Annotated in this window: 21 protein-coding genes; 16 read left to right on the top strand and 5 right to left on the bottom strand. The window is 60.4% G+C overall.

All coding sequences use genetic code 11. From position 1 onward, the window contains the following. Positions 1 to 14: 14 nt before the first annotated feature. Positions 15 to 1,733 (bottom strand): biosynthetic-type acetolactate synthase large subunit, encoded by a 1,719-nt coding sequence (ilvB, locus tag B9A12_RS09535; RefSeq protein ID WP_084057655.1) that lies wholly within the window; start codon positions 1,731 to 1,733, stop codon positions 15 to 17. 512 nt (positions 1,734 to 2,245) lie between these two features. Here ilvB and B9A12_RS09530 point away from each other — a divergent pair. The 7 genes from B9A12_RS09530 (at position 2,246) to B9A12_RS09500 (ending at position 8,761) form a co-directional block, all read left to right on the top strand. Further along, entirely contained in the window at positions 2,246 to 2,722 is a 477-nt protein-coding gene (locus tag B9A12_RS09530; protein WP_084057654.1) for an FKBP-type peptidyl-prolyl cis-trans isomerase, read from the top strand. A gap of 153 nt (positions 2,723 to 2,875) precedes the next feature. Then, positions 2,876 to 3,496: an HD domain-containing protein gene (locus tag B9A12_RS09525; RefSeq protein WP_245802406.1), complete on the top strand. Its 621-nt coding sequence runs from the start codon at positions 2,876 to 2,878 to the stop codon at positions 3,494 to 3,496. A gap of 390 nt (positions 3,497 to 3,886) precedes the next feature. Continuing rightward, positions 3,887 to 5,095, top strand: a complete 1,209-nt coding sequence (locus B9A12_RS09520; RefSeq protein ID WP_170920513.1) for an amino acid ABC transporter substrate-binding protein — start codon at positions 3,887 to 3,889, stop codon at positions 5,093 to 5,095. Between the two features lie 359 nt (positions 5,096 to 5,454). Beyond that, positions 5,455 to 6,315 carry a branched-chain amino acid ABC transporter permease gene (locus B9A12_RS09515; protein ID WP_084057652.1) on the top strand — a complete coding sequence of 287 codons (861 nt, stop codon included), beginning with the start codon at positions 5,455 to 5,457 and terminating at the stop codon, positions 6,313 to 6,315. Between the two features lie 2 nt (positions 6,316 to 6,317). Then, entirely contained in the window at positions 6,318 to 7,286 is a 969-nt protein-coding gene (locus tag B9A12_RS09510) for a branched-chain amino acid ABC transporter permease (protein ID WP_084057651.1), read from the top strand. Positions 7,287 to 7,298: 12 nt separating this feature from the next. Then, the gene (locus tag B9A12_RS09505) at positions 7,299 to 8,042 is read left to right on the top strand and encodes an ABC transporter ATP-binding protein (protein ID WP_084057650.1); all 744 of its coding nucleotides are present in this window, start codon (positions 7,299 to 7,301) and stop codon (positions 8,040 to 8,042) included. 11 nt (positions 8,043 to 8,053) lie between these two features. Beyond that, positions 8,054 to 8,761, top strand: a complete 708-nt coding sequence (locus B9A12_RS09500; protein ID WP_245802405.1) for an ABC transporter ATP-binding protein — start codon at positions 8,054 to 8,056, stop codon at positions 8,759 to 8,761. 130 nt (positions 8,762 to 8,891) lie between these two features. Here B9A12_RS09500 and B9A12_RS09495 read toward each other — a convergent pair whose 3' ends face one another. Continuing rightward, a complete protein-coding gene (locus tag B9A12_RS09495; RefSeq protein WP_084057649.1) occupies positions 8,892 to 9,263 on the bottom strand; it encodes a hypothetical protein in 372 nt (123 codons plus the stop codon). Between the two features lie 306 nt (positions 9,264 to 9,569). Further along, complete coding sequence (locus tag B9A12_RS09485) at positions 9,570 to 10,484, bottom strand: ADP-ribosylglycohydrolase family protein (RefSeq protein WP_084057647.1); 915 nt, start codon at positions 10,482 to 10,484, stop codon at positions 9,570 to 9,572. Between the two features lie 150 nt (positions 10,485 to 10,634). Here B9A12_RS09485 and B9A12_RS09480 point away from each other — a divergent pair, with 150 nt between their 5' ends. Next, positions 10,635 to 11,381 carry a hypothetical protein gene (locus tag B9A12_RS09480; RefSeq protein WP_084057646.1) on the top strand — a complete coding sequence of 249 codons (747 nt, stop codon included), beginning with the start codon at positions 10,635 to 10,637 and terminating at the stop codon, positions 11,379 to 11,381. A 42-nt stretch (positions 11,382 to 11,423) separates the two neighbouring features. On the opposite strand, the gene B9A12_RS09475 is transcribed toward B9A12_RS09480, so the two are convergent. Together B9A12_RS09475 and B9A12_RS09470 are read right to left on the bottom strand one after the other, a co-directional pair. Further along, entirely contained in the window at positions 11,424 to 12,500 is a 1,077-nt protein-coding gene (locus B9A12_RS09475; protein ID WP_084057645.1) for an aminoglycoside phosphotransferase family protein, read from the bottom strand. A gap of 24 nt (positions 12,501 to 12,524) precedes the next feature. Continuing rightward, entirely contained in the window at positions 12,525 to 13,589 is a 1,065-nt protein-coding gene (locus tag B9A12_RS09470) for a nucleotidyltransferase family protein (RefSeq protein WP_084057644.1), read from the bottom strand. A gap of 642 nt (positions 13,590 to 14,231) precedes the next feature. Here B9A12_RS09470 and B9A12_RS16985 point away from each other — a divergent pair. The 8 genes from B9A12_RS16985 (at position 14,232) to dnaG (ending at position 23,309) form a co-directional block, all read left to right on the top strand. Continuing rightward, positions 14,232 to 15,257 carry a glycoside hydrolase family 3 N-terminal domain-containing protein gene (locus B9A12_RS16985; protein WP_170920512.1) on the top strand — a complete coding sequence of 342 codons (1,026 nt, stop codon included), beginning with the start codon at positions 14,232 to 14,234 and terminating at the stop codon, positions 15,255 to 15,257. A 30-nt stretch (positions 15,258 to 15,287) separates the two neighbouring features. Then, positions 15,288 to 16,475 carry an alanine transaminase gene (alaC, locus tag B9A12_RS09460; RefSeq protein ID WP_084057643.1) on the top strand — a complete coding sequence of 396 codons (1,188 nt, stop codon included), beginning with the start codon at positions 15,288 to 15,290 and terminating at the stop codon, positions 16,473 to 16,475. 273 nt (positions 16,476 to 16,748) lie between these two features. Then, positions 16,749 to 18,077 carry a homoserine dehydrogenase gene (locus B9A12_RS09455; protein ID WP_084057642.1) on the top strand — a complete coding sequence of 443 codons (1,329 nt, stop codon included), beginning with the start codon at positions 16,749 to 16,751 and terminating at the stop codon, positions 18,075 to 18,077. Positions 18,078 to 18,089: 12 nt separating this feature from the next. Further along, entirely contained in the window at positions 18,090 to 19,310 is a 1,221-nt protein-coding gene (locus B9A12_RS09450) for a cofactor-independent phosphoglycerate mutase (protein ID WP_084057641.1), read from the top strand. Between the two features lie 56 nt (positions 19,311 to 19,366). Then, positions 19,367 to 19,813 (top strand): acyl-CoA thioesterase, encoded by a 447-nt coding sequence (locus B9A12_RS09445; RefSeq protein WP_084057712.1) that lies wholly within the window; start codon positions 19,367 to 19,369, stop codon positions 19,811 to 19,813. Between the two features lie 15 nt (positions 19,814 to 19,828). Further along, positions 19,829 to 20,563: a 1-(5-phosphoribosyl)-5-[(5-phosphoribosylamino)methylideneamino]imidazole-4-carboxamide isomerase gene (gene hisA / locus B9A12_RS09440; protein WP_084057640.1), complete on the top strand. Its 735-nt coding sequence runs from the start codon at positions 19,829 to 19,831 to the stop codon at positions 20,561 to 20,563. 179 nt (positions 20,564 to 20,742) lie between these two features. Beyond that, on the top strand, positions 20,743 to 21,189 hold the full coding sequence (locus tag B9A12_RS09435; protein WP_084057639.1) for a GatB/YqeY domain-containing protein: 447 nt from the start codon (positions 20,743 to 20,745) through the stop codon (positions 21,187 to 21,189). A 335-nt stretch (positions 21,190 to 21,524) separates the two neighbouring features. Further along, positions 21,525 to 23,309 (top strand): DNA primase, encoded by a 1,785-nt coding sequence (gene dnaG, locus B9A12_RS09430; protein ID WP_170920511.1) that lies wholly within the window; start codon positions 21,525 to 21,527, stop codon positions 23,307 to 23,309. Positions 23,310 to 23,341: the final 32 nt, after the last annotated feature.

Here is a 23,341-nt window from a genome sequence, read left to right as displayed (position 1 = left end):
TTTTTTGTCCATCGTCACACCAGCAACATCTCCGAAATGTTCTTGCCTGCAGGGACCATGGGGTAGACGCCCTCTTCGGGGCTGACCCAAAAATCCATAAGAACCGGCTTTTGAACGGATAGGGCCTCACGCAAAACCGGCTCCACCTCCTCCATGCTCTTGGCACGAAGCCCCACCGCCCCATAGGCTTCGGCCAAACGCACGAAGTCCGGTGAGGCATCCAGACAGGTGGCACAGAAGTTCTTGTCGTAGAAAAGCTCCTGCCACTGACGGACCATGCCCAAATAGCGGTTATTGAGAATCGCCACCTTAACGGGCAGCTCATTGCACACGGCGGTAATGAGTTCCTGGATGTTCATCTGGATACTGCCGTCGCCGGCCACATCGATCACCAACCGGTCGGGAAAGGCCGCCTGGGCTCCGATGGCCGCCGGAAGTCCATAGCCCATGGTCCCCAAGCCGCCCGAGGTGAGCAGCGTGCGCGGTTTGGCAAAGTGGTAATACTGGGCCGCCCACATCTGGTTCTGGCCCACTTCGGTGGTGATGATGGTCTCCTCATCGGCCAACTCGAAGATCTTTTCCACCACATACTGGGGCTTGATGCCGTTGCCTTCCTTCTTGTAGGCCAGCGGGTAGGTTTCCCGCCATTGGTGTATCTGCTCGAGCCAGGGAGCCCGGAGGTCATCCACATTCTCAAGGGGTTCTTGTTTTGCGATGTCATTGAGCTTTCGCAATGCGGCCTTGCAGTCCCCCACAATGGGGATGTCCACCACCACGTTTTTGGAAATACTGGTGGGGTCCACGTCGATGTGGATGATCTTGGCCTTGGGCGCAAAGCCGGAAATCTTACCCGTCACGCGGTCATCGAAGCGGGCGCCCACGGCAAAGAGCACGTCGCAGTTTTGAACGGCCATGTTGGCCCGAAAGGTGCCGTGCATACCGAGCATCCCGAGCCACAGGGGGTGCAATTCCCGTTGGCCCTTGTCATTGCGAACCACGGCCGGAAAACCGCCCAAGCCCATGAGGGTGGTGGTGACCGGGGCTTGCAAGGCTTCCGCCAGCCGGGTCAGTTCCCGGTGAGCACTGGAGCTGATGACACCGCCTCCCGCATAGATGACGGGCCGCTTCGCCTTTCGCAGCAGGTCCCAGGCCCGATTGATCTGCCCCGCATGGGGCTCGACGGTGGGGCGGTAACCCGGCAGTTGCACCCGCTTGGGATAGCGGAAGTCCGTGGATGCCTGGATCACATCCTTCGGCAGATCCACCAGGACCGGCCCCGGCCGGCCCGTTCGCGCCAGGTAGAAGGCTTCGCGAATCACTCGGGCCAAATCCCGTACGTCTTTCACCAGGTAATTGTGCTTGGTACACGGGCGCGTAATCCCCACGATATCCACTTCCTGGAAGGCGTCGTTGCCAATCAGGGCCGTGGGTACTTGGCCGGTGAAAACCACCATGGGTACCGAATCCATATAGGCCGTGGCGATCCCGGTCACCGTGTTGGTGGCGCCAGGGCCGGAGGTGACCAGACAGACACCCACCTTGCCCGTGGCCCGCGCATAGCCGTCCGCCATGTGGGCGGCGCCCTGTTCGTGGCGAACCAGGATGTGGCGAATGTCATGCTTGGGCATTTCGTGGTAGAGGTCGATCACGGCACCGCCGGGAAATCCGAAGATGACCTCCACGTTTTCCCGCTTCAAGCATTCAAAAAAGATTTGCGCCCCTGTGCGTTTCATGGCCTCCCTCAAAGACTGGCAAGGACACCGGAACCTGGGTCGTGGGCGTCCTTTCGAAAAAAAGTTTTACTACAGCTAACCCATGTTCTTCACTGAAAATTCCATGATTGGGGACCCACTTTAGAGAAAAGGAGAGGGGCTGTCAACTAAAGCAAAAAAGCGTCTTTGTTCACAAAATAAGCCCTCCTTTGACAAAGGAAGGCCACTGTACGATCCTGAATGTGAAGACGGTTCGCGGAGTGGGTGGCGGAGCGCGGGGTTGGAACCGGGCGAAGGGCCGGCCGAGCCCCGGAGAATCGGTTGGTTTTTTGGGTGTCAGCGTTCCGGGGCGCTCATGAGCCCGTCCTGCTTTGCGAACGGTTGCGTGCCACGAAACGACACGCCGTCTCGAAACAGAGGAACCGACGGTGCGCCTTGCAAAGCCTGCAGGGACGCCTAAGTTTGGACTTCTTGCGCTGAAGTGACGAGCCCGGAAATGCTCACAAAGGCGACGAATCAGAGGGAATCGTATCGTGAAGATCCAGCCCAACACCATGGTCACACTTCGCTATACCCTGGAACCCGTGGACTCCCAAGGCTTCCACTACCCCAGGGGGCCCTATAAGATGGAAGTCATCATGGGACATGACAGACTGTTGCCCGGCCTGGAAGAGGCTTTGATGGGCGTCGATGAGGGGGCGACGGTCGAGGTGGTACTGGAGCCGGGCCGTTTTGCTGGGGAGTCCGAGGAAGAGTCCCATGTTTCCCGGCGGGAGGTGGTGGAGGAGGGGCCGGTGGAAGTGGGCGACCTTCGCCACACCATGGATGAGAACCGGTGCCTCCGTCCGTTTCGCGTTCTGGCCGTGGAAGGGGATCGCCTGCGGGTGAGCTTCGCCCACCCCTTGGCGGGGCGATCCTTCCGGTTTCAGGTGGCGGTGGAAAGGGTCCGCTGGGCCACCCTGGAAGAGATCAAAGCCGCCAAAAGCCCCGTGCGGGGCCAAGGCCGATGAATGGGGACCGGCGGACACGGGCTGAGCCTGCCGATTTCAAGCGCGCGTCTACGGAACCGAAGGGATGCAGGGACCGGAGTCCCGGCGTACCCCATGGCGACCGAAAGAAGCCGTGCGCCTCGCCGGTGTAGGGAAAGGATGTCCGACGTGTTGATGGATGACAAGAAAGTGACACACCCCACCGAATCACCCGATCAAGATAAGCCGATGAACCTGAGCGCACTGGCCGACTTCTTTTTCGAGGTGGGCATGCTGAAAAAAACCCCTCGGTCGGGCTTTCAATTTCTGGGCACCGGCCGCGAGTCGGTGGCGGATCATTCCTTCCGCGTCGCCGTCATCGGCTTTTGCCTTGCACGGCTGGTGGACCATCCCGATCCCTTTCGCGTGGTCTGCCTGTGCCTCTTCCACGATTTACCGGAAGCCCGAACAGGCGACATGAACTATGTCAACAAGCAATACGTGCAGGTGGACGAAAGGAAAGCGACGGCCCACCTGGCCGCTGCCCTCCCCTTCGGTGACGAGCTGGAGGCCCTGCTGGACGAATACCGCTCACGCCAAACGGAGGCTTCCCGACTGGCCCACGATGCGGATCAATTGGATCTCATCCTGGAGCTCAAGCAGCAAAAGGACCTGGGAAACACCTATGCCCAAGAATGGATGCGTTATGCGCTGGAGCGTCTCCATACGGACATGGGAAGGAAGCTGGCGGAGCAGATCCTGAAGACCGACTGGACCGCCTGGTGGTTTGATGGAAACGACCACTGGTGGGTTTGATGTGCTGAAAGATCCACCGGAAGGCCGCCTCCCACGCTGTCCAGGCCCAAGGCCGTGCCGGGGGGGGGGTGCGGTTGGAAGGCTTCTTTGGAACCTTCGAAAGCCCGTCTGCCTCACCCTCCCCTGTTTTTTCACAAGTGAATCTCAAAAGTCCCGCGGCAAAGCAGCGATCCCGATCGGCTCCCGGGGTGTTTCCATCACACACCGCGCGTCCCGGCTGTGATTGCCCACGATTCCATACCCAACCCAAGAGGAGGACGCGGCGGCCCTTCCGGCTGGGCGATTCTCTTTGTTGACAGCATGACCCTTTCTGAATAGTCTGGCAGAATAGAGCTCAGCCCTACAATGAACCAGGCAGTATCGGTCCGAAACCTTAAAGAGGAGGAATCCATGAGAGCGTTAGGACGAAATCTGCTATTAGGTGTCCTGGTGTTGGGTCTGATATCTTTCTTTCACACCATTCCTGCATCAGCGGCGGGCAAGGTCATCAAAGTGGGTTGCGCCATCTCCTTTACCGGCGGCAAGAGCCGCAGCGGAAAGCTCTACCGCGATGCCTACGATATGGCCGTTGAAACCATCAACAAAACGGGCGGTGTCAAGGTCGGCAACGACTCCTACCAGTTGAAGATCATCTACTATGACGATAAGAGTGATCCCACGGAAAGTTCCCGCCTGGTTGAAAAGCTCATTGTGGAAGACAAGGTCAATTTCCTGCTGGGGCCCTATTCCAGCGGCATCACCATCCCCGACAGTCTGGTTGCAATGCGTTACAAAATACCCATGATCGAAGGGGGAGGCGCCTCCGGGAAGATATTCAGCCGAGGAAACAAGTACATCTTTGGAACCCTTCCTCCCGCCGGCCAATATTTCAAATCCACCTTGGAGATGCTGAAAACTTTTTCCCCACCTCCCAAGACAGTGGCCATCCTGTATGCGGACGATAAGTTTGATGTGAGCGTTGCCAAAGGAACCAAGAAGCTGGCCGAAGAGATGGGCTTACAGGTCGCTCTCTATGAAAAGTATGCGGAAGGAGCCAGCGACTTCAATACCATGTTGACCAAGATCAAGGCCCAGCAGGTGGACGTGGTTTTGCTCGCGGGCCATACCGAAGAATCGCTCAACTTCGCTCAGCAGGCCAAGGAACTCAACGTCTGCCCCAAGATGATCAGCATGACGGTCGGTCCCTCCGAGGCGGACTTCCGCAAGTCGCTGGGAAAGGATGCCGAACACATATTCGGCGTGGCGAGCTGGTCGACCCAGATGAACTTCAAGGGGTATCTCTATAAAGATACGCAGGAATTTGTTAAGCTTTTTAAGGAAAAATTCAACTATGATCCGGATTACCACAACGCCAGTGGAATCGCGGATGTGGCGATCCTGAAGGCGGCCATTGAAAAGGCCGGTACGCTCGACCCGGAAAAGGTTCGGGACGCCATCGCCTCCATATCCCTGGACACCATCTATGGTCACGTGGAATTCAACCCCAATGGCCAGATCAAGGGAACCAGCGTGGTTCTCCAGATCCTTGGAGGCGAGGTCCACCAGGTCTATCCCAGCAAAGAAAAAGAACCGGTCTATCCCTTCCCTTGCTGGAAATAGCAACCCCGAAGCCCCCTGGGCCGCCGGTCGCCAGACCAGTGGGTTTGCGGCCCGGGGGAGTTTCAGCCCTCTTGATCGTTCGCCTTTAAGGCGCTTGTCCGCCCTGAACGGCCCGGCTGGCCTCCGTTCGGCGCGGATGCGCGTGTGATTCACCTTTCCCATGGTTTGTCAGTGTGCACCCTGCCCCATGAACCCAAGGCGGGCGGCGGTGCCGACAAACGTACCGATCGGGCGCTGGGCCGGAGGGCCGTCCCTGGCTCCCTGGATCCGGCCTCAACGATTGAGCCGACAGCGCAGCGAAAGCCGCGGGGTTGCACAACGGGGCCCTATCCATCGTCTCTGCTTGAAGGAAGTGATGCATGCTAGCGCAAATCGTGATCAACGGGATTCTCAAAGGCGGCCTCTATGCCTTGATGGCCATGGGGATGTCCCTCATTTGGGGGGTGATGGACATCATCAACATCGCCCACGGCTCCTTTATCATGCTGGGCGCCTTCACCACCTACTGGCTGTTCACCCTGTTGGGGATCGATCCCTTTGTCAGTCTAATCTTTTCCATTTCCATCCTTTTTGTGATCGGCTATGGCATCCAGAAGTACCTGATCAACTTGATCATCCGAGCCAGCGCCTTCATCACCTTGATCCTGGCCTTCGGCATTGAGATATTCATCAACAACGCCGCCCTGGTGGCCTGGACGGCCGATGTGCGTAAGGTGAAGGTGGCCTACGGCGCCTCCAATTTCTCCCTTGGAGATTGGGTCACCATCCCCACCGTCCGGTTGCTGGCCTTTATGCTGGTGATCGTGATCGGCACCATCTTTTTCTTCATCCTCAACCGAACGGACCTGGGGCGCTCCATTCGATCCACCGCGCAGGACCTGGACGCGGCGCAACTGGTCGGCGTCGACGTGGCCCGCACCTATGCGCTCACCTTCGGCCTGGGAGTGGGCGCGGCCGGAGCGGCGGGGACCCTCTGGTCCATCCTGTTTCCCATCAGTCCCATGATGGGCGGCATCCTGACCCTCAAATCCTTTGTGGTGGTCATCATCGGCGGACTGGGAAGCATGTTGGGGCCGATCCTCGGCGGACTGACACTGGGTGTTGCGGAAGCCATGGGAAGCACCTGGTTCGGGTCCACCTACGAGAATCTTATCAGTTTCACGATCCTCGTCCTGGTCTTGATCTTGAGACCGAAGGGAATTCTGGGAGGAGCTGATTAGAGATGAAGCACAATGCGTTGCGCTCTTTCTTCATCTGCGGATTGATCCTGATCGGCATGGCTCTCTTTCCGCTCTTCACCAACAACTTCATCATCCGCTTCGGTACGGACATTTTGATGTTCGCCATCATGGCAAGCGCCTGGAACATCATCGGCGGATACACGGGCTATGCGTCGTTTGGGAACGTGGTCTTTTTCGGCATTGGGGCCTACACCACCGCCGTCCTCATGGAGAAGGCGGGATTCGGCTTTGCCCTGGCCTATGCCAGCTCGGGGCTGCTTGCGGCCGTTTTCGCCATTCTGGTGGGACTTCCCGTTTTGCGGCTCCGCGGTCACTATTTCGCCATTGCCACGCTGGGGGTGGCCGAGGCCATGAAGGCCCTCGTGCAGAATCTGGAGATCACGGAGGGCAATTCGGGCATTTATCTTCCCATGCTCGATATGTCCGTGCGGGGTCAATACTATTTTTTCTTTTACATGATGCTTGCCACGTTGGTCGCCTGCCTGCTGACTACCTACATACTGCTGAACGCCAAGTTCGGTTATTCTTTGATTGCCATCAGAGAAGATGAGGACGCGGCCAATTCTGTTGGAATCAATACCACCTATGCAAAGACCATGGCCTTTTCGCTGAGCGCTCTCTTCACGGGTTTTGCCGGAAGCATCTACGCGTATCAGCAGGCATTCATCAAGCCCGAGCCGGCCTTCACCGTGCACACCACGGTGAAAATGATCGTCATGGCCGTATTCGGGGGTATGGGGAAATTGTTCGGCCCCCTGCTCGGAGCGTTCAGCATTGAAGTCATCTCGGAAATCCTTTCCGACCACTTCCTGGTGGCCCATGCCCTCTTTTTCGGTACCATTGTCATTCTGGCCATCGTTTTCACTCCCAAAGGAATCATGGATATCATCACAGAAAGGAAACTCAACGTCTCTTACTTCCTGGAAAACATCCGAAAACATCGTGTTTGAGAAGGTTAGCCTATGGCCATTCTCCAAGCGAATCGTATCAGCAAGCACTTCGATGGATTGGTTGCGGTGAACAAGGTGAGTTTTGTGCTCAATCCAGGCGAAATCCTGGGGCTGATCGGCCCAAACGGAGCGGGGAAGACGACCGTCGTCAACATGATCGCGGGCGTTTATCCGCCCACGGAGGGAGAGATCCACTTCAAGGGAAAGCCGATCCATGGCCTCAAGCCCTATCGAATCGGCCGCATGGGAATCGCCCGGACGTTTCAGGTGGTCAAGCCGTTTCCCGGCATGACGGTCAAGGAGAACGTGGCGGTGGGAGCCATGTTTGGGGCCCGGGGTAAGAGGCGAAGCGCAAAGGAGGCCATGGAAAAGGCGGAAGAAGTCCTGGAGTTTGTGGGATTGGCCGATCAGAAGGACCGGCGTGCCGATCAGCTGGGCGTTGCTTTCCGCAAACGGCTGGAGATGGCCAAAGCGCTGGCCATGTCCCCCGACGTGGTGCTCTTCGACGAGGTCATGGCCGGGCTCAATTTCGGCGAAATCGACCAGGCGGTCCAGATGATCCAAAAGATTCGCCACAGTGGGATCACCATCCTGGTGATCGAGCATGTGATGCGCGCCATCAAGAACCTCTGTGATCGAGTTTTTGTGCTCCACCACGGTGAAAAGATCGCCGACGGACCGGTGGAAGAGGTCCTGAACGACGAGAACGTGATCAAGGCCTATCTTGGAAAGCGCTTCAAAGAGCTGACCCACTAGGAGGAAAGAGATTGCTGCTCGGAATCAAAGAGCTCGATGCGGGATACGGCGACGTCCAGGTCCTTTGGGGACTGAACCTGAAGGTGGAAGAAAAACAAATCGTCGCTCTGGTGGGTTCCAACGGTGCGGGAAAATCGACGCTGCTCAAGGTCATATCAGGGCTCATGCGGCCATACCGGGGTCAGATCCTGTTTCGGGGAGAAGACATCACCCGCACGCCTCCCAAGGAGATTGTCCGTAAAGGCATCGTCCATGTGCCGGAAGGGCGCCGTCTTTTTCCTCAGATGACCGTGGAGGAAAACCTGGTGATGGGGGCATTCCGGCGAAGGAAAGACAAGGATATCCGCCCTGAGCTCGCCAGGGTCTATGAGCTCTTCCCGCGCCTCAAGGAAAGACGTTTGCAAAAGGCCGGGAGCCTGTCCGGGGGCGAACAGCAGATGTGCGCCATCGCCAGGGGCCTCATGAGCGATCCGCGCCTGCTCATCATCGACGAGATGTCGCTGGGCCTGGCCCCCGTGATCGTCGATGATCTGGTGGAAATCCTCAAGGAGATCAACAGCCGCGGAACCGCCATTCTCCTGGTGGAACAGGATGTGCAACTGGCACTGTCCAATTCCCACTACGGGTACGTGGTGGCCACCGGACGATTGGTCATGGAAGGCCCGTCCGAAGAACTCCTGCAAAGTAAAGAGATCAAGGAAGCCTACCTGGGAATGTAGGCAGGGCCTCCTGGGCCGCTGCAATCAAAGACGCGGCCCCCATGCCGGTCTGCCGGTTCCAAGGCCCCAAGGCGGCCCGTACGAGGCGGGCTGAAGGGGAAGCCTTCCCGCAGACCAAAGGGCGCCGGGGTCATGGCTTTTTCGGTTGGCGATCGAAGAGTGATACCACCTTGGCGCCCGTCCCACCGGTATCCCTTTTTTCGGGCTCCTCCGGGCCATCCTCGGCGGAAGGATCGGGCCCGTCCTGATCGTCCACCTGTTCCGGTTCGGCGGGCGCTTCCACCTTGACCAGCCGCATGGGGTGGCCGCCCATGGTGAATTCTTCACCGTTGATATAGGCTTCGCGCAAGATCCAGGTGACCACCATCAAAGGCACCTGCAGCACGAGCATCTTCACCTGCCACCAATGGGGTTTGGGATCGGGGCTGATCTTTTCGATCCTGGCAAAAAAAGCCGGCTTGTTGTCCATGTGGACCAGTACCAGGTCTCCTTCACCGGTCATGGAGGCTCCTTTCTCACGCTCATTTCCCGCCTACGGCCGTCCGGCAAGAACGGCGCGACCCACGTCCCAGGGCAACCTGGCACCTGGGGCTGGGCGCTTCATTCTTTGGGATCCTGCCCGTCGCACCCCCCTGATGGGGGCCTGAGACGCGTGCCTTTCATGCCGACCGCTGCCGTTTTTGTCAAGGACTCGCCGGTCATCTTCCCCAGGTTCATATCCTTCCTGGCGCCTGGGTCATTGATCCCTAAGCGCGCCGGGCATGAAGAGGCGAGGCGAACCAGCGGAAAGGTGGCCATCGTCTCCCTTTCAATCCCTCGCCATGGCCCGAAGGTGCGAAGCGATGGTCGGTCGTGCCCTCAGTTCCTCCATCCAGGGTGCCGGCACGGCTTTCAGCCCGTGGTAAGCGCCCAAAACCATGCCGATGATGAGACCGCGGGCTGCCGAATCCCCACCGGCCATGACGTTGGCCACCAGCGCCGATGGAAAATCCTCTTCATGGCGCGCCACGATGTGAACGGTGGCCGGAAAGGCGGCCGGAACCGGGCACGCCCGGCCGAAGCGCCCCACGGCCTCCACCGTCTCCGTCGTCTTGCTCTCCACGCCCTGTTGCAGCCAGTCTTGCATTTCGGACGGCAAGGGAAGCTCCTGGGCCGCCTCCATGAGGGCCCGGGTGGGTCGTTGTCCCTGCAGTATGTGGAGGGTGGCGAGGGCAAAGAAGGCGGCCGCCTCCACCACCTGGGGATGGTTGTGGGTCATGGCGGTCTGCTCCCGGGCCGCCATGAGACAAGACGAGGGCGCATGCGCCAGGGCATAGACGATGGGAGCGATCCGGGCGGCTCCCGCCAGATCAGCGGATGACGAACCGGATTCCCGGGGACCGTGACCTTGCTGGAAGTTGGTCAACGTGTCCTGAGTGGCCTTGTCCACATAGCCATGATAGTCTTGGAACAATCGGCGCCACCTTGTGGAAAAGTCGTCCAGATCGAAGGTGCCGCCCGTTTGAGCCATGGATTCGAGCAGGACCAGGGTTTGGTCCCCGTAGTGGGTGAAGGCTCCGCGCTTTTTGCCTGCGTGGTAGGAATCGGGCGAGGGCTCCAGAAGGCGGTCCACGGTTCCAAAACGTTCACGGATCACCTCAGGGTCGTAGATCCAGTGTGCTCCCAGGGCCAGGGAATCCGCTACGAACGCTCCCCACACCAGAGCTTCTCTCGAGTCGTCCATGGGCACCTCCTCGGATGCGCAACGAAGGTTCGTTTTTTGACCGCTGCCGGCAGCAAAGGGCAGCCTCCGGTTGTGCGTCTCCTCTCTTCATAGCAAAAAGACCCACGGGGGGGCGAGCGCAATCCAGTCCGAAAAAGAAAGGAACGGATGATGGGCATTGGAAGGCTTTTGGCCATCGGCACGCAAAGGGGCATGGATCTCCTGGAACGGGTCGCCACATTGTTGGAAAAGGCCTCACCGGCCGTCCTGGCCCTGGATGAAAACCCGATCTGGTTCAGCACCCTGATCCACATGCGCACTTCGGGAGAGCTTTTGACGGAACAATTCCTCTTGGAACAAAAGGAACACGTGCTCCGACGCGGAGGGGATGTGGGAAAACTGGGAGCTCTGCTCTATGCCCTCCGTCATCCCGGCCTTCCCCTCCACTTTGTGGATGGGATCTTCGGGGAGGTTCTTTCCGAGACCGGGGACCTGGTGGGCGTCTATCCCTATGTGGGCGATGTGGATTTTGCCGTATCAACGGACATGATGAACACACCCATCCAACTCATCAAAGAGCGGATTCCCCGGTATCCGGGCGTGAACTTCGACTACGAACTCATCCACGCCTTCCAGGTGGAGGCCACTGACGAGGCCAAGGACCGGGCTCTCGGGGCGCGAAATGCCTTTACAGCCCAGGTGCTGAATCGGCTTTTGGACGAAAAGGAGGGAGAAACCCTTGCTTTTGTGGGCCACCGCAAAAGGTTCCTGAAGGATGCTTTCGAGAAGACACCCGGCCTCACGGCTGAGGAAAGGAGTGCCTACGAACCGCTCTTCGATCTGGTGAAAGCCGAGCAAAAGCAATTTTGGGACAGCTCCGCCGCCGAACAACCCGGCCCGGGAAGGAACGGCCTGTAACACCCCATACCCGAAGGCGGAAGGGGTGTGGACATCGGGATCTCAGCGCGGGCGTTGGATGCGCTCCATGCTGGGGGCATGGGATGTGATCCGCCGTATCAGCTTTCGAAACGCGGGCACCGTGCGCCCAGCGGGCCCTTGGAGGAGTTGGTTCAACCGGCGCCACCCCGCCGGGATATGTTCCAGAAAGCCACTCTTTTTCTTTTCTTTGCCCAAGAAGGCGTAGGCCGCCAGAGCCTGCAGACACCGACACAGGGCAAGAGTCTGGAAGCGTTCCCAGAAGACATGGCGGGATCGGCCGAGAATGGGGCGCGCCCTTTCCCAGTACAGCTCCGCCAGGGGCTGCCAAACGCGATCGGGAAGCATCACGTAGGGGTCGAGCAGCAAGCTCGCCAGGTCATATTCCGGCGGCCCCAGACGCATTCCCTGGTAATCGATCACCCACAGGGATCCCCGGTGGACCATGAGGTTTCGGCTTTGAAAATCCCGGTGCAGAACGAGTCCCCCCCGCTCCTCTCCCGCTCGTTCGGCCAGGGCCTGAAAGTCCTGGGAAAGTCCCAGGTCTGCGGCTTCCAGTCCCAGAAACGATTGGAGAAAGGAGGTCTGAAAATAGAGGAGCTCCCGGTTCAGGACGAATTGGGGCGTGTATTGGGGCGTATCGAAACACCACTCGGAAGAAAATCCATCCGGCGCCGTGCGGTGGAGGCGCGCCAGGAGTTCCACGGCCTTGCGGTAGAGCCCCTGGATGCGCGCAGAGGATGCGAAACGCCTCGCCATGTCGTGGAGGTGGACGCGCCCCAGGTCCTCCAGCAGAAAGACCCCATCGTCCAGGCGGGCCGCCAGGATGCGAGCGACCGGCAGACCTTTGGACGCCAGGTGGCGGCCGATGAGCCACATGGAGTCCACTTCGTCCAAATCCGCACCCGACCGCTGGGAGATGAGCGCGATGAGACTCCGGCCATTGAGGTGAACGCGGTAAAAACGCCTGTCCGAGCCGTCCCCGGCCAGTGGCTCCACACGGGAGCACGAGGCCCACTCGCCCCTTTCCGACAGCAGGGACGCGAGGCGCGCCTTGTCCTCCCTTGGGATCCTATTGTCTTGGATCACACCGGCATCCATGCCATCTCCCGCCGAATTCGGTCGTCACAGAACTAGGGGCGCCTTTCCATCGGGAAGAAGGATCGCCTGGCTCTGGTCTTTTGGAACGTGGATGCCGTCGGTCACGATGCATCCTTTCAGGGAGACCCCGGGGGCCACCCGCACATCTTCCCACAGGATCACATCCCGCAAATGGGCTTCCCTGCCGACGTGGCACCGGGGCCCAATGACCACCGTGTCCTCGAAATAAACGGGGTGGTCCACCCGGGCGGTCGGATGGATGAGCACCCGGCCACGCACGGTGCCGTCCGGTATGAGTGGGCCGGCGGTCCGTTGCATGCATTCCCGGTTGAGGGCCCAGTAGGCTTCCACGGAGCCGATTTCCCGCCACCAGAGGTTGGGGAGGCACCAGGCGGCCGGAGGATTTTTGGCCTGGATCAGGCGCTCATAGACAGGGATGATGTGGAAAGGCTTTCCCGCGGGCAGGGCCTTGAGAAGATGGGGGTCAATCACGTGCACCCCGGTAAAGGTCCAAAGAGGCCGAAAGGTCTTGCCGTTTTTCCCTTCTTCTGAGCGACCTTGGGTAAACGCCTGGATGCGGTCTCCCGACTGGTTTACCAGGACGGAATCAAACGTTCCCGTGCGGCACAAAACCAACAGCGCAGGAGCCCCGGAGTTTCTGTAACGGCGCATCAGTTCCCCAATGGGTAGATCGCAAGCGATGTCTCCGTTGACGACCAAAAAGGGATCATCTCCCAGTAGCGGCAGGGCATTTCGAAGACCGCCTCCCGTTCCCAGGATCTTCTCTTCGCGAAGGAGGTGGACGGGCACCGGCCACTGGGTGCTTCTTAGATGGGCTTCCAGGCGATCCGCCAGGTGATGGGCGTTGATGACGATCTCCGAAATGCCGGCCCGAGCGAGCCGGCGGATCCAATCATCGACCAAAGGCACATTGCCCACGGGACAAAGGGGCTTGGGCCGGACCAGCGTCAAGGGCCGCAGGCGATGACCGAAACCCGCTGCCAGAATCATGGCCTTCACGGAGCGGATCTCCTTTCCATGGGCACCTCCCAGGGTTTCCTTCGCGGGCAAAAACCGGGCCCGAGCCATGGGCTTGGACCTTCCCGGGCACTGTCGCCGGGGGGTGTCCAAAAAGGTTTCGGGCTACCAGGCCGTCCTGGGGACCTCATTTGTGCGTCCTCAAGCGAATGCGTCGCAAGGTCAAGCGGGCGGCACGGGCCCGCCGGGGAGCCCCACCCGTCCGTCCGCCCAAGAAACAATCAACCTGGGCCTTTTCGGCCGAGCTCCCATCGCTCGGCGTGGGCCCCTCCCCTATCGCTCCTACCGACAGGGACCGGGCAGTGTCAAGCGGTCCATGGAATGGGGGTCTGGAAGCTTGTCCCACAACGGCCTTACAGCCTTTCGGGAGGTTTCCAACTGGTTGCAATTCCACTGTGCCCTATGGCTCTTTTGGAGCCTTTTGGGGCGGGTGCGGACCCCGCCCCTCCTGCTGAAACGCCAGGCCGGCAGCACGGCTCCGGCTGGGTGCCCCGAGTATCCGTCCGTACAACAAGGGAGCAACCCAGTCGTTTTCGGAAAGGCTCCTGGCTGTGCCTCACCACGCTGATCCTTGACAGATGGGATTCAATCTCATTAACTGACTTTTTTGACGCAGCGAAAAGGATGCATCCACAGCCTTTTCCGGTAAGCTCCCTGAACCGCTGCGTCCCAAGCGCCCGTGGGGGATTTTCCATGTCGAGTTTGGACACCGCCATTCTTGATCGCGTGGGACGGCATCTGTTCCTCGGCTTTCAGGGAACCAGCTTTGACGAGGAACTTCGCTATCGGCTCAAAACGCTTCGCCCCGGCGGGCTGGTGCTCTTCAGGCGAAACATCGAAAGCGAGGAACAACTGAAGGCCCTCACGGAGCACATTTCCTCATGGGCCCGGGAGGAACTCCACCGGCCGCTGCTTTGGGCCATCGACGAGGAAGGAGGTACGGTACAGCGCCTGAGGGAGATCCTCGGACGGGCCCCTTCGGCGGCAGAATTGGCCGCAGCCGGTCCGGATATCCTGGAGCGCTCGGTGGGGGAAACCGCGCGACGGCTTCGCCAACTGGGGATCTCGGTCAATTTTGCTCCGGTGCTGGACCTGGTCGAAGAGCCGCACAAACATTTTCTAGGCACCCGATCCCTGGGACCCGACCCACAACGGGTTTCGGATTTGGGACAGCGCTGGATCCGAACCCAACAGGGCTCGGGTGTGCTGGCGGTGGCCAAGCATTTTCCCGGTCTGGGACCCGCCAGGCTGGATCCCCATGACCATCTGCCGGTCATGAGTGGCTTGTCGGCCCAGGAGATGGACCGCCATCTTCAGCCATTCCGTGGGGCCGTGGCGGCCGGCGTGGCAGGCGTCATGACCTCCCATGCCGTTTACGGATGCTGGGACGCTCAGTGGCCCGGGACCTTGTCTCCGGCCGTCAACAGGGATGTGCTTCGCGGCAAGCTGGGTTTCCGCGGAATTCTTTTTACAGACGATTTGGATATGGAGGCAGTGCGGGGGCGGTTCGAACCGGAAACCATCGTCCGCCAGGCGCTAACGGCGACCGTGGATGTCTTTTTGGTGTGCCAAAAGGAAGGGAGCGCCGAACCCCTGCTGCGCGCGCTCCACGATGCGGTCCGACGTCACAGGGATCTCCAGGACGCCCACCAGCGGTCCACGCAGCGTCTGGACGAAGCCCTGGTCCTTTGCTTTGACATCTCAAGGCGCCTGAGATAGCGTCTGATTTTGCCTTCGGGAGGTGGACACATGACGTTCCAAATCGAGCAGTTCAGCCGGATGCGGCGCCTGCCGCCCTACGTCTTCGCCCAGGTGAACGCCCTGAAGATGGAGCGACGCCGCGCGGGAGAAGACATCGTGGATCTGGGTATGGGCAATCCCGACCTGCCCACGCCGCCCCATATCGTGGAAAAGCTGGTGGAGGCGGCTCGAAAGGGCCACAACCACCGCTACTCGGCCTCCAAAGGGATCACCAAGCTTCGCCATGCCATTTGCGATTGGTACAAGCGGCGCTACCAGGTGGATCTGGATCCGGAATCGGAAGCGGTGGTGACCATCGGAGCCAAAGAGGGGCTGTCGCATCTGGTGCTGGCTCTGGTGAGTCCCGGGGACGTGGTCTTTTCCCCCAACCCCACCTACCCCATTCACCCCTACTCGGTGATTATCGCCGGCGGCGATTTGCGCTCCATTCCCATCGGACCCGGTCGCGACTTTTTTGAGGACCTTCTCATTGCCACCAAGCAGACCTGGCCACGGCCCAAGATGCTCATCATCTCTTTTCCCCACAACCCGACCACGGCCGTGGTGGACATGGATTTCTTTCAAAAGGTGGTGGATTTCGCCCGGGACAACCACCTGATGGTGATCCACGATTTGGCTTATGCCGATCTCACCTTCGACGGCTACCGAGCCCCGAGCATTCTGCAGGTACCGGGGGCCAAGGACGTGGCGGTGGAGTTTTTCTCCATGTCCAAAAGCTACAGCATGGCGGGATGGCGTGTGGGCTTTTGCGTGGGAAATCCCGAGATGGTCGCGGCGCTCACCCGCCTCAAGAGCTACCTGGATTATGGCATCTTTCAGCCCATCCAGATCGCTGCCATCATCGCCCTCAACGGAGATCAATCCTGCGTGCAGGAAATCGTGGACATCTACCAATCCCGGCGCGACGTTCTGGTGGATGGACTGAATCGCGCGGGCTGGCCCCTGGAAAAGCCCAAGGGCACCATGTTCGTGTGGGCACCCATCCCGGAAGCCTTTCGGTCCATGGGATCGGTGGCCTTTTCCAAGTTTCTCATCGAGAAGGCCAAGGTGGCGGTGTCGCCGGGCCTGGGATTCGGAGAATACGGCGACGACCATGTGCGCTTTGCGCTCGTGGAAAACGAGATGCGCATCCGGCAGGCCGTGCGGGGGATTCGCAAGGCCCTGCAAAACGGCTAGGGCCTACCCGGAAACCGGTTTAGAGGCCAGCGCCTGGCAATGGGCTTCAATAGGCTTCGCTTCACTTTTGCCCTGATGCTCAGAGCCTTGGAACGTCCATGGAGACGCACCAAGGGGATGCACGTCAGGGCGTTTTAGGGTCGATCGTTTGGGAAGTAGGATCTTCATCCATTGCTGCCAAAGGGCGCGGGTTTCCTTTGCAAGGATGCTGAACCCGCACGGGAGAGGCGACAGGTTGCAATCTTCCAGGTGATAAGGAGTGGTGACGGACAAATGGAATCGGTTCGCGTGGGTTTGATCGGATGGGGCACCGTGGGCTGCGGGGTGATCCGCGTTCTTGAAGAAAACGCTTCCGCCATTCAGGCGCGTCTCGGATTCCCCCTGGAATTGGTTCGTGTGGCGGATCTGGACCTGGATTCCCCCCGGCCGGTGTCCGTGGGACGGGAGAAGCTCACCACCAACGTGCGAGACATCCTGGAAGATCCCCACATACAGATCGTGGTGGAGCTTATCGGAGGGTTGGAGCCGGCCCGGACCTTCATCTTGCAGGCTCTGGACCAGGGCAAACACGTGGTGACGGCCAACAAGGCCCTCTTGGCCCATCACGGCAACGAACTTTTCGCCCATGCCGCCCGGCGGGGGTGTTGCATCGGCTTTGAGGCCTCCGTGGCGGGTGGCATTCCACTTCTCAAGTCCATTCGAGAAGGGCTTGCCGCCAACCGGGTGGATACCATCTTTGGCATTCTCAACGGGACCGGCAATTACATCCTGACCCGCATGACCGAAGAGGGGCTCGGCTTTGAGGAGGCTCTTCGTGAGGCCCAGGAAAGGGGTTATGCGGAAGCCGATCCCACCTTGGATGTGGACGGCATCGATACGGCCCACAAATTGGCCATTGCCGGCGCCATGGCCTTCGGCACTCCCATCCAGTTCGACCAGGTCTACGTGGAGGGGATCCGACATACCGACCCGCTGGACGTGCAGTTTGCCTCGGAGTTCGGCTACCAGCTCAAGTTGCTGGCCATTGGACGGCATGTGAACGGGCAGTTGGAGATGCGCGTGCATCCCACCCTGATTCCCTCTTCCCACGTTCTGGCCAGTGTCCGAGGTGCCTACAACGCCGTGCATCTGCACGGCAACGCGGTGGGAAACATCATGCTCTACGGCCTCGGTGCCGGCATGATGCCCACCGGAAGCGCCGTGGTGGCCGACATGGTGGACATCGCACGGGATCTCACCTCGGGGGGAATCAACCGCGTGCCGCCGCTTTCTTTTCTCCCTGAAAGGACGCAGGACACCCCCGTCCGGCCCATGGAAGAGGTGGTGACCCGATACTACTTTCGCTTTTCGGCCGTGGATCGCCCCGGGGTGTTGTCCAAAATCTCAGGCATCCTGGGGGAAAACGCCATCAGTATCGCGGCGGTGATTCAAAAGGGTCGGCAAGTGGGAGGGGCCGTTCCCATTGTCATGCTCACCCACGAGGCGCAGGAGGAGGCCGTTCGACGGTCGTTGCAAGCCATCGACCGATTGGATATCGTCCGTGGCCCCACCCGCATCATCCGGATTGAAGACACGCCCAACAACGACGTGGAACCCGAGTAAGGGCAGATAAGTATGCATCCAAAGATTGTGATCTTGATCGGAGACGGAATGGGCGACACGCCCGTGGCATCCCTGGGGGGAAAGACTCCCCTGGAGGCGGCCCACACCCCCCATATGAACCGGCTGGCCGGTATGGGCGAGATGGGGCGCGTCCAAACCATTCCCCCGGGGATGGAACCGGGAAGCGACATCGCCAACATGGCCCTTCTGGGCTATGATCCGGCCGTCTACCACACCGGCCGCGCCCCGCTGGAAGCCGCCAGCCTGGGCGTCTCGCTGGATCCCCACCAGGTGGCCTTCCGATGCAACCTGGTGTACCTGGAAGACGACGGCCGGGGCGGACGACGCATGGGCGATCACTCGGCGGGACACATCACGACCCAGGAAGCCCGGGAACTGGTGAACGCCTTGCAGGAGGCCTGCGACGGGCTGCCGCTCACCCTCCATGCGGGCGTGAGCTACCGCCATCTTTTGGTCTGGGACCACGGGGACGACTCTCTGCCGACCACGCCACCGCACGACATCTTGGGAGAGCCTTCGGATCCATACGCCAGGGTCTATGACCAGGTGGAGGTGCTTTCACGGTTCGTCGCTCGGGCGGCGGCGATCCTGGCCGCCCATCCGGTCAACGCCAGGAGAGTGGCCCAAGGTCGACGCCCGGCCAACGCCGTGTGGCCGTGGGGACAGGGCCGAGCCCCCTCCATGCCCACCCTGCAGGAGCGCTTCGGCCTCGCCGGGAGCATGATCTCAGCCGTGGACCTCTTGAAGGGACTGGGCGTCTATGCCGGCTTGGAGCCCGTGGAGGTGCCCGGAGCCACCGGCTACCTGGACACCAACTACCAGGGAAAGGTGGAGGCGGCCCTGGGCGCCCTGGAAGATGGGGACCTGGTTTTCGTCCACGTGGAGGCTCCCGACGAGGCCTCCCACGAAGGCAGCCTGGAAAAGAAGATTCGGGCCATTGAAGACTTCGATGCCAAGGTGGTGGGACCGATTCTTCGGGGTCTTGAGGGCAAGGGGCTCGTGCATGTGTTGGTGGCGGCCGATCATCTAACGCCTTTGCATGTGCGGACCCATGTGGGGGATCCTTCGCTTTTTGCGCTCTTTCGAGGGCGTCTGGAAGCGTCGGCGGGCCCTGCCGCAAAGGTGCACTTTCACGAAAAAGCAGCCTCGCAGACCGGCCTTCACCTTTCCAGTGGGCCGGAGCTTTTTGAGCGCCTCGTGGGTTCCATCTAGCCAGGAGGCCCAGGATCGAGATGCTGCATCCGGTTTTGCTGGGGGGAAATGTGGACATGACCGATGCAAGAGCCACCCTGCGCGTTTTATACGGCGATACGGACGCCATGGGCCAGGCCTACTATGGCAATTACATGCGTTGGTTCGAGGTGGGTCGGGCGGAATGGTTCCGAACCTTGGGAACCAGCTACCGAAGGTTGGAGGAGGACGGGATCTTCCTGCCGGTCATCGAAGCCCACTGCCGGTATTTCAAGCCGGCTTTCTACGACGACCTCTTGGAGATCGAAACGCGCTTTCGTTTTTCCGGGCCGGCCCGGCTCCGCTTCGACTACACCATAAGGAAGAACGGACCCGATGGGCCCATCGCCGAAGGCTATACGGTGCACGTCTGCGTGGACGCCCAACGACGGGTGCTCAAGCCCCCGGCGCCGCTCCGTTCCCTCCTGGAAAAGCACCAGGTGCAACAAGGAACCAGCCCATCACAGAGACAGCCACGGCCATAGGGAGTACGCGATTCCATGATTGTCTTTCCGGCCATTGATTTGAAAGAGGGACGCTGTGTGCGCCTCATGCAAGGGCGCATGGACAAGGCCACCGTCTACGGCACGGACCCGGTGGAAGTGGCGCTTCGGTGGCAAGATCAGGGAGCCCCATGGCTTCACGTGGTGGACCTGGACGGCGCTTTTGCCAGGAGCCCCAAGAACCGTGAGGTGGTGGCTGCCATTGTCCAGGCGGTCAAGATCCCGGTGCAACTGGGCGGAGGTATCCGAAGCGTGGAAACGGCGGCCGTCTATTTGGACCTGGGAGTCCGGCGGGTCATCCTGGGAACCGCCGCCACCCGGAATCCCAAGATGGTGGAGGAAACCTGCCGCCGGTTTCCAGGACGGGTCGCGCTGGGCATCGACGCGCGCAACGGCCGGGTGGCCGTGGAGGGATGGACGGAAACCACCGATCTGCGGGCGGTCGACTTCGCCCGCGGGTTCGAGACCCTTCCCCTGGCCGCCATCATCTACACGGACATTCACCGCGACGGGATGCAATCGGGCGTCAACCTGGAGGCCACCGCCGAGCTGTGCCGGTCCGTTTCCACACCGGTGATCGCCTCAGGGGGCGTGTCCGGATGGGAGGATATCGAGGCGCTGCTGCCCCTGGTTCCAATGGGATTGGAAGGGGTCATCGTGGGGCGGGCCCTCTACACGGGGGCATTGGATTTGGCGGAGGCGCTGCGGCGCATCAAGGATATGGCCCCGTAACGTGCATGGGCGATTCCATCCATGAACAAACCAGACCAGCGCCCGCCGGGGCGGGGCCCCACCGTAGGACGGATCACGGCGGCCAGGATCGAAAAGGGTCGGCCCCCGGTGTTCCGCTCGCCCATGGGGCGTCGCACATCCCGCCGCGGCCGGTTATCCAAGGCAGAAGGAGGTAACCCATGGAACTGTTGGAACGGATCAATACGGCCCTCAAGGAAGCCATCAAGAGCAAGGACACGGACACCAGAAATGCCATCCGCATGCTCCTCACTGCCATCAAGAACAAGGAAAAGGAACTGAGGCGGGAACTCCAAGAACAGGAAATCCTGCAGCTCATCGCCACGGCCATCAAACAGCGAAAAGACTCCATCGCCCAATACGAAAAGGGGGGACGGACGGATCTGGCGGAGGCTGAACGCCGGGAGGTGCGCATCCTGCAACAATTCATGCCCGAAGAGCTTTCGCCCGAAGCCCTCCAAGCCCTGGTCCGGGAAGTCATTCAAGAAGTGGGCGCCACATCGGTCAAGGACTTGGGCAAGGTCATGAAGCCGCTCATGGCCAAGATCGCAGGCCGCGCGGACGGAAAGACCGTCCATGAGATGGTGCGACAGGAGCTGAGCGGCTAGGAGACGGTCCTCAAACGCGCCGGTTGGTCCTTTTTTATGCGGACGGGAGTCGGGACTGGCAAGCGGGCTGGTGCGGCCGGCCTGGGAAGGTCTTGTGGGGGCGGGTTCCAAACCCGCCCCCACAAGGCTGTCTGACAGGTCAAAAAGGGCCACGGGGCCGGTGACATTTCAAACCTTTTAGAAATTCCCAAAAGAAGCCGAAAGGTCATTGTCGGATGGGCTCTGGGACGATCCTTTTTCCCCTTGACCTTCCCATTGGGGCTTGATAGACATGTTGGGTTTGTTCTCTGGCGCAACCAGCGCCCTAAAAAACGATGAGGGGGCGGCGTAGCGCAGTGACCACCTCCGATGTGGCAACACGAATCAAGCAGGCTGTTGATGCCGTCGATCTGATCGGCCAGGTGGTGCCTTTACGCCGGGTCGGTAGCAGATACATGGGGCTTTGCCCGTTTCACCGGGAAAAGACCCCTTCTTTTCAGGTCGACGCCGGCAACGGCCTTTTCTACTGCTTTGGTTGCGGCGCCGGCGGCGATGTCATCACCTTCGCCATGCGCCATTGGGACCTGGACTTCGGTGAAGCCGTCAGGTACCTGGCGGAACGCTACCATGTGCCGCTGCCGGAACTGGAAAAGCAACGGCCCGGTCGCCGTTCTTCGGACACGCAGGCCATCCTGTCGGCCTTGGAGGAGGCCTGTACCTTCTATTACCGCCAGTTGCATCAGAGCGAAAAGGGTCGGGTCGCCCGGGATTATATCCGTTCCCGCGGCCTGACGGCGCAGGTGGTGGAACAGCAACGCCTGGGCTATGCCCCGGACGGATGGAACGCTCTCCTCACCCACTTTCGCCGGCGGGGCATTTCCGAAGAGGTGGGGGTCCAGGCGGGACTTTTTATCACCTCCAAGAAGGGCACGTTGTACGACAGGTTTCGCCACCGGCTCATCTTTCCCATCACCAATGGAGAGGGCAAGGTGGTGGCCTTTGGGGGCCGCAGCCTGGACGGCTCCGAGCCCAAGTACTTGAACAGCCCGGAGACACCCGTCTATCACAAGGGACGGATGCTCTACCAGTGGGCCACCGCACGGGAGGCGTGCCGACAGGTGCGCCAGGTCTTGTTGGTGGAAGGCTACATGGATCTTCTAGCCTTTCACCTCCATGGCTTTTACCGGGTGGTCGCCACACTGGGAACCGCCTTGACGGTCCAGCAGGTTCGGCTCATGGGACGTGTGGCCGACGAGGTGGTGCTGGTCTATGACGGAGACGCCGCGGGGCGCCGAGCCATGCTCCGCACCCTGCCCCTTTTCGCCCAAGAAGGGGTATCGGCCAGTTGCCTGGTTCTGCCGGAGGCCATGGACCCGGACGATTACCTGTCCCGGCACGGCCTGGAGGCCTTTTTGGCGCTTCTGGAAAAGCGCCAGGACCTGGCCCATTTTGCTGTGGACCATCATGTGGACACGTGGAACGGAACGTCCCAGGACAAGGTCCGCGTCCTCAAAGACCTCCAGGAGGTGGTGCGGCAGGTGGCCCAGCCGGTGGTGCGCCAGGAGATCGTCTCCCACCTGGCCGAACGCCTGGCACTGCCCCAGTCGGTGGTGCAGGAGCAACTGTTCGCATCGGCGCGGTCCCGGGCGCCGCGGCCCATCAAAGGGATCCCGCCGGCCCCTGCCCGTGGGGTCGGGGTCTCGGACATCCAGCCGCCCGAAGAGACGATCACCCGCCTACTGGTCCTGTATCCGGAATTGGCGCGGGAGGTGTCCCTGAAAGAAGCCCTGGGTCTCTTTCGGGAATCGCCGTTGCGGACCTTGGTGGCCGCCATGGCCCAGCAGGAATCGGACCACGGAACAGTGGATCCGGACGGATTGCTGCGGATCGTCTCCGATGCCCAAGCGGTGAATCTTTTGACCCGCTACCTCATGGAGCGGGACCAGGCCGATTTGGAAATCGATCAGGCCCGCATCCTTGTTCTGGAGCGGTTGCAGGTTTTGCGCGAACAAAATCGAAAAAAGCGCTTCCAGGAACTGCAGCAACGGCTCCAAAAAGCCGACCAGGAAGGCGACGCGCAGATGCGCCGGCAATTGCTCAAAGAGTACCAGGCTCTTTGCGCCACCGTCAAAAGGGGTTAAGGGTAAGAAAAAGTCAGCAAAGGAGTGCACGA

It is taken from the genome of Desulfacinum hydrothermale DSM 13146 (assembly GCF_900176285.1).
Classification (GTDB): Bacteria; Desulfobacterota; Syntrophobacteria; order Syntrophobacterales; family DSM-9756; genus Desulfacinum; species Desulfacinum hydrothermale.
The sequence above is the reverse complement of the archived record's forward strand: the minus strand, read 5'-3'. Positions and strand labels throughout refer to the sequence as shown.

Bases quoted from the DNA above. Each gene is read 5' to 3' on its own strand.
- ilvB (WP_084057655.1), bottom strand. From the start codon at position 1,733: ATGAAACGCACAGGGGCGCAAATCTTTTTTGAATGCTTGAAGCGGGAA.
- B9A12_RS09525 (WP_245802406.1), top strand. From the start codon at position 2,876: ATGGATGACAAGAAAGTGACACACCCCACCGAATCACCCGATCAAGAT.
- B9A12_RS09520 (WP_170920513.1), top strand. From the start codon at position 3,887: ATGAGAGCGTTAGGACGAAATCTGCTATTAGGTGTCCTGGTGTTGGGT.
- B9A12_RS09515 (WP_084057652.1), top strand. From the start codon at position 5,455: ATGCTAGCGCAAATCGTGATCAACGGGATTCTCAAAGGCGGCCTCTAT.
- B9A12_RS09510 (WP_084057651.1), top strand. From the start codon at position 6,318: ATGAAGCACAATGCGTTGCGCTCTTTCTTCATCTGCGGATTGATCCTG.
- B9A12_RS09505 (WP_084057650.1), top strand. From the start codon at position 7,299: ATGGCCATTCTCCAAGCGAATCGTATCAGCAAGCACTTCGATGGATTG.
- B9A12_RS09495 (WP_084057649.1), bottom strand. From the start codon at position 9,263: ATGACCGGTGAAGGAGACCTGGTACTGGTCCACATGGACAACAAGCCG.
- B9A12_RS09485 (WP_084057647.1), bottom strand. From the start codon at position 10,484: ATGGACGACTCGAGAGAAGCTCTGGTGTGGGGAGCGTTCGTAGCGGAT.
- B9A12_RS09480 (WP_084057646.1), top strand. From the start codon at position 10,635: ATGGGCATTGGAAGGCTTTTGGCCATCGGCACGCAAAGGGGCATGGAT.
- B9A12_RS09475 (WP_084057645.1), bottom strand. From the start codon at position 12,500: ATGGATGCCGGTGTGATCCAAGACAATAGGATCCCAAGGGAGGACAAG.
- B9A12_RS09470 (WP_084057644.1), bottom strand. From the start codon at position 13,589: ATGGCTCGGGCCCGGTTTTTGCCCGCGAAGGAAACCCTGGGAGGTGCC.
- B9A12_RS16985 (WP_170920512.1), top strand. From the start codon at position 14,232: ATGTCGAGTTTGGACACCGCCATTCTTGATCGCGTGGGACGGCATCTG.
- alaC (WP_084057643.1), top strand. From the start codon at position 15,288: ATGACGTTCCAAATCGAGCAGTTCAGCCGGATGCGGCGCCTGCCGCCC.
- B9A12_RS09455 (WP_084057642.1), top strand. From the start codon at position 16,749: ATGGAATCGGTTCGCGTGGGTTTGATCGGATGGGGCACCGTGGGCTGC.
- B9A12_RS09450 (WP_084057641.1), top strand. From the start codon at position 18,090: ATGCATCCAAAGATTGTGATCTTGATCGGAGACGGAATGGGCGACACG.
- B9A12_RS09445 (WP_084057712.1), top strand. From the start codon at position 19,367: ATGACCGATGCAAGAGCCACCCTGCGCGTTTTATACGGCGATACGGAC.
- hisA (WP_084057640.1), top strand. From the start codon at position 19,829: ATGATTGTCTTTCCGGCCATTGATTTGAAAGAGGGACGCTGTGTGCGC.
- B9A12_RS09435 (WP_084057639.1), top strand. From the start codon at position 20,743: ATGGAACTGTTGGAACGGATCAATACGGCCCTCAAGGAAGCCATCAAG.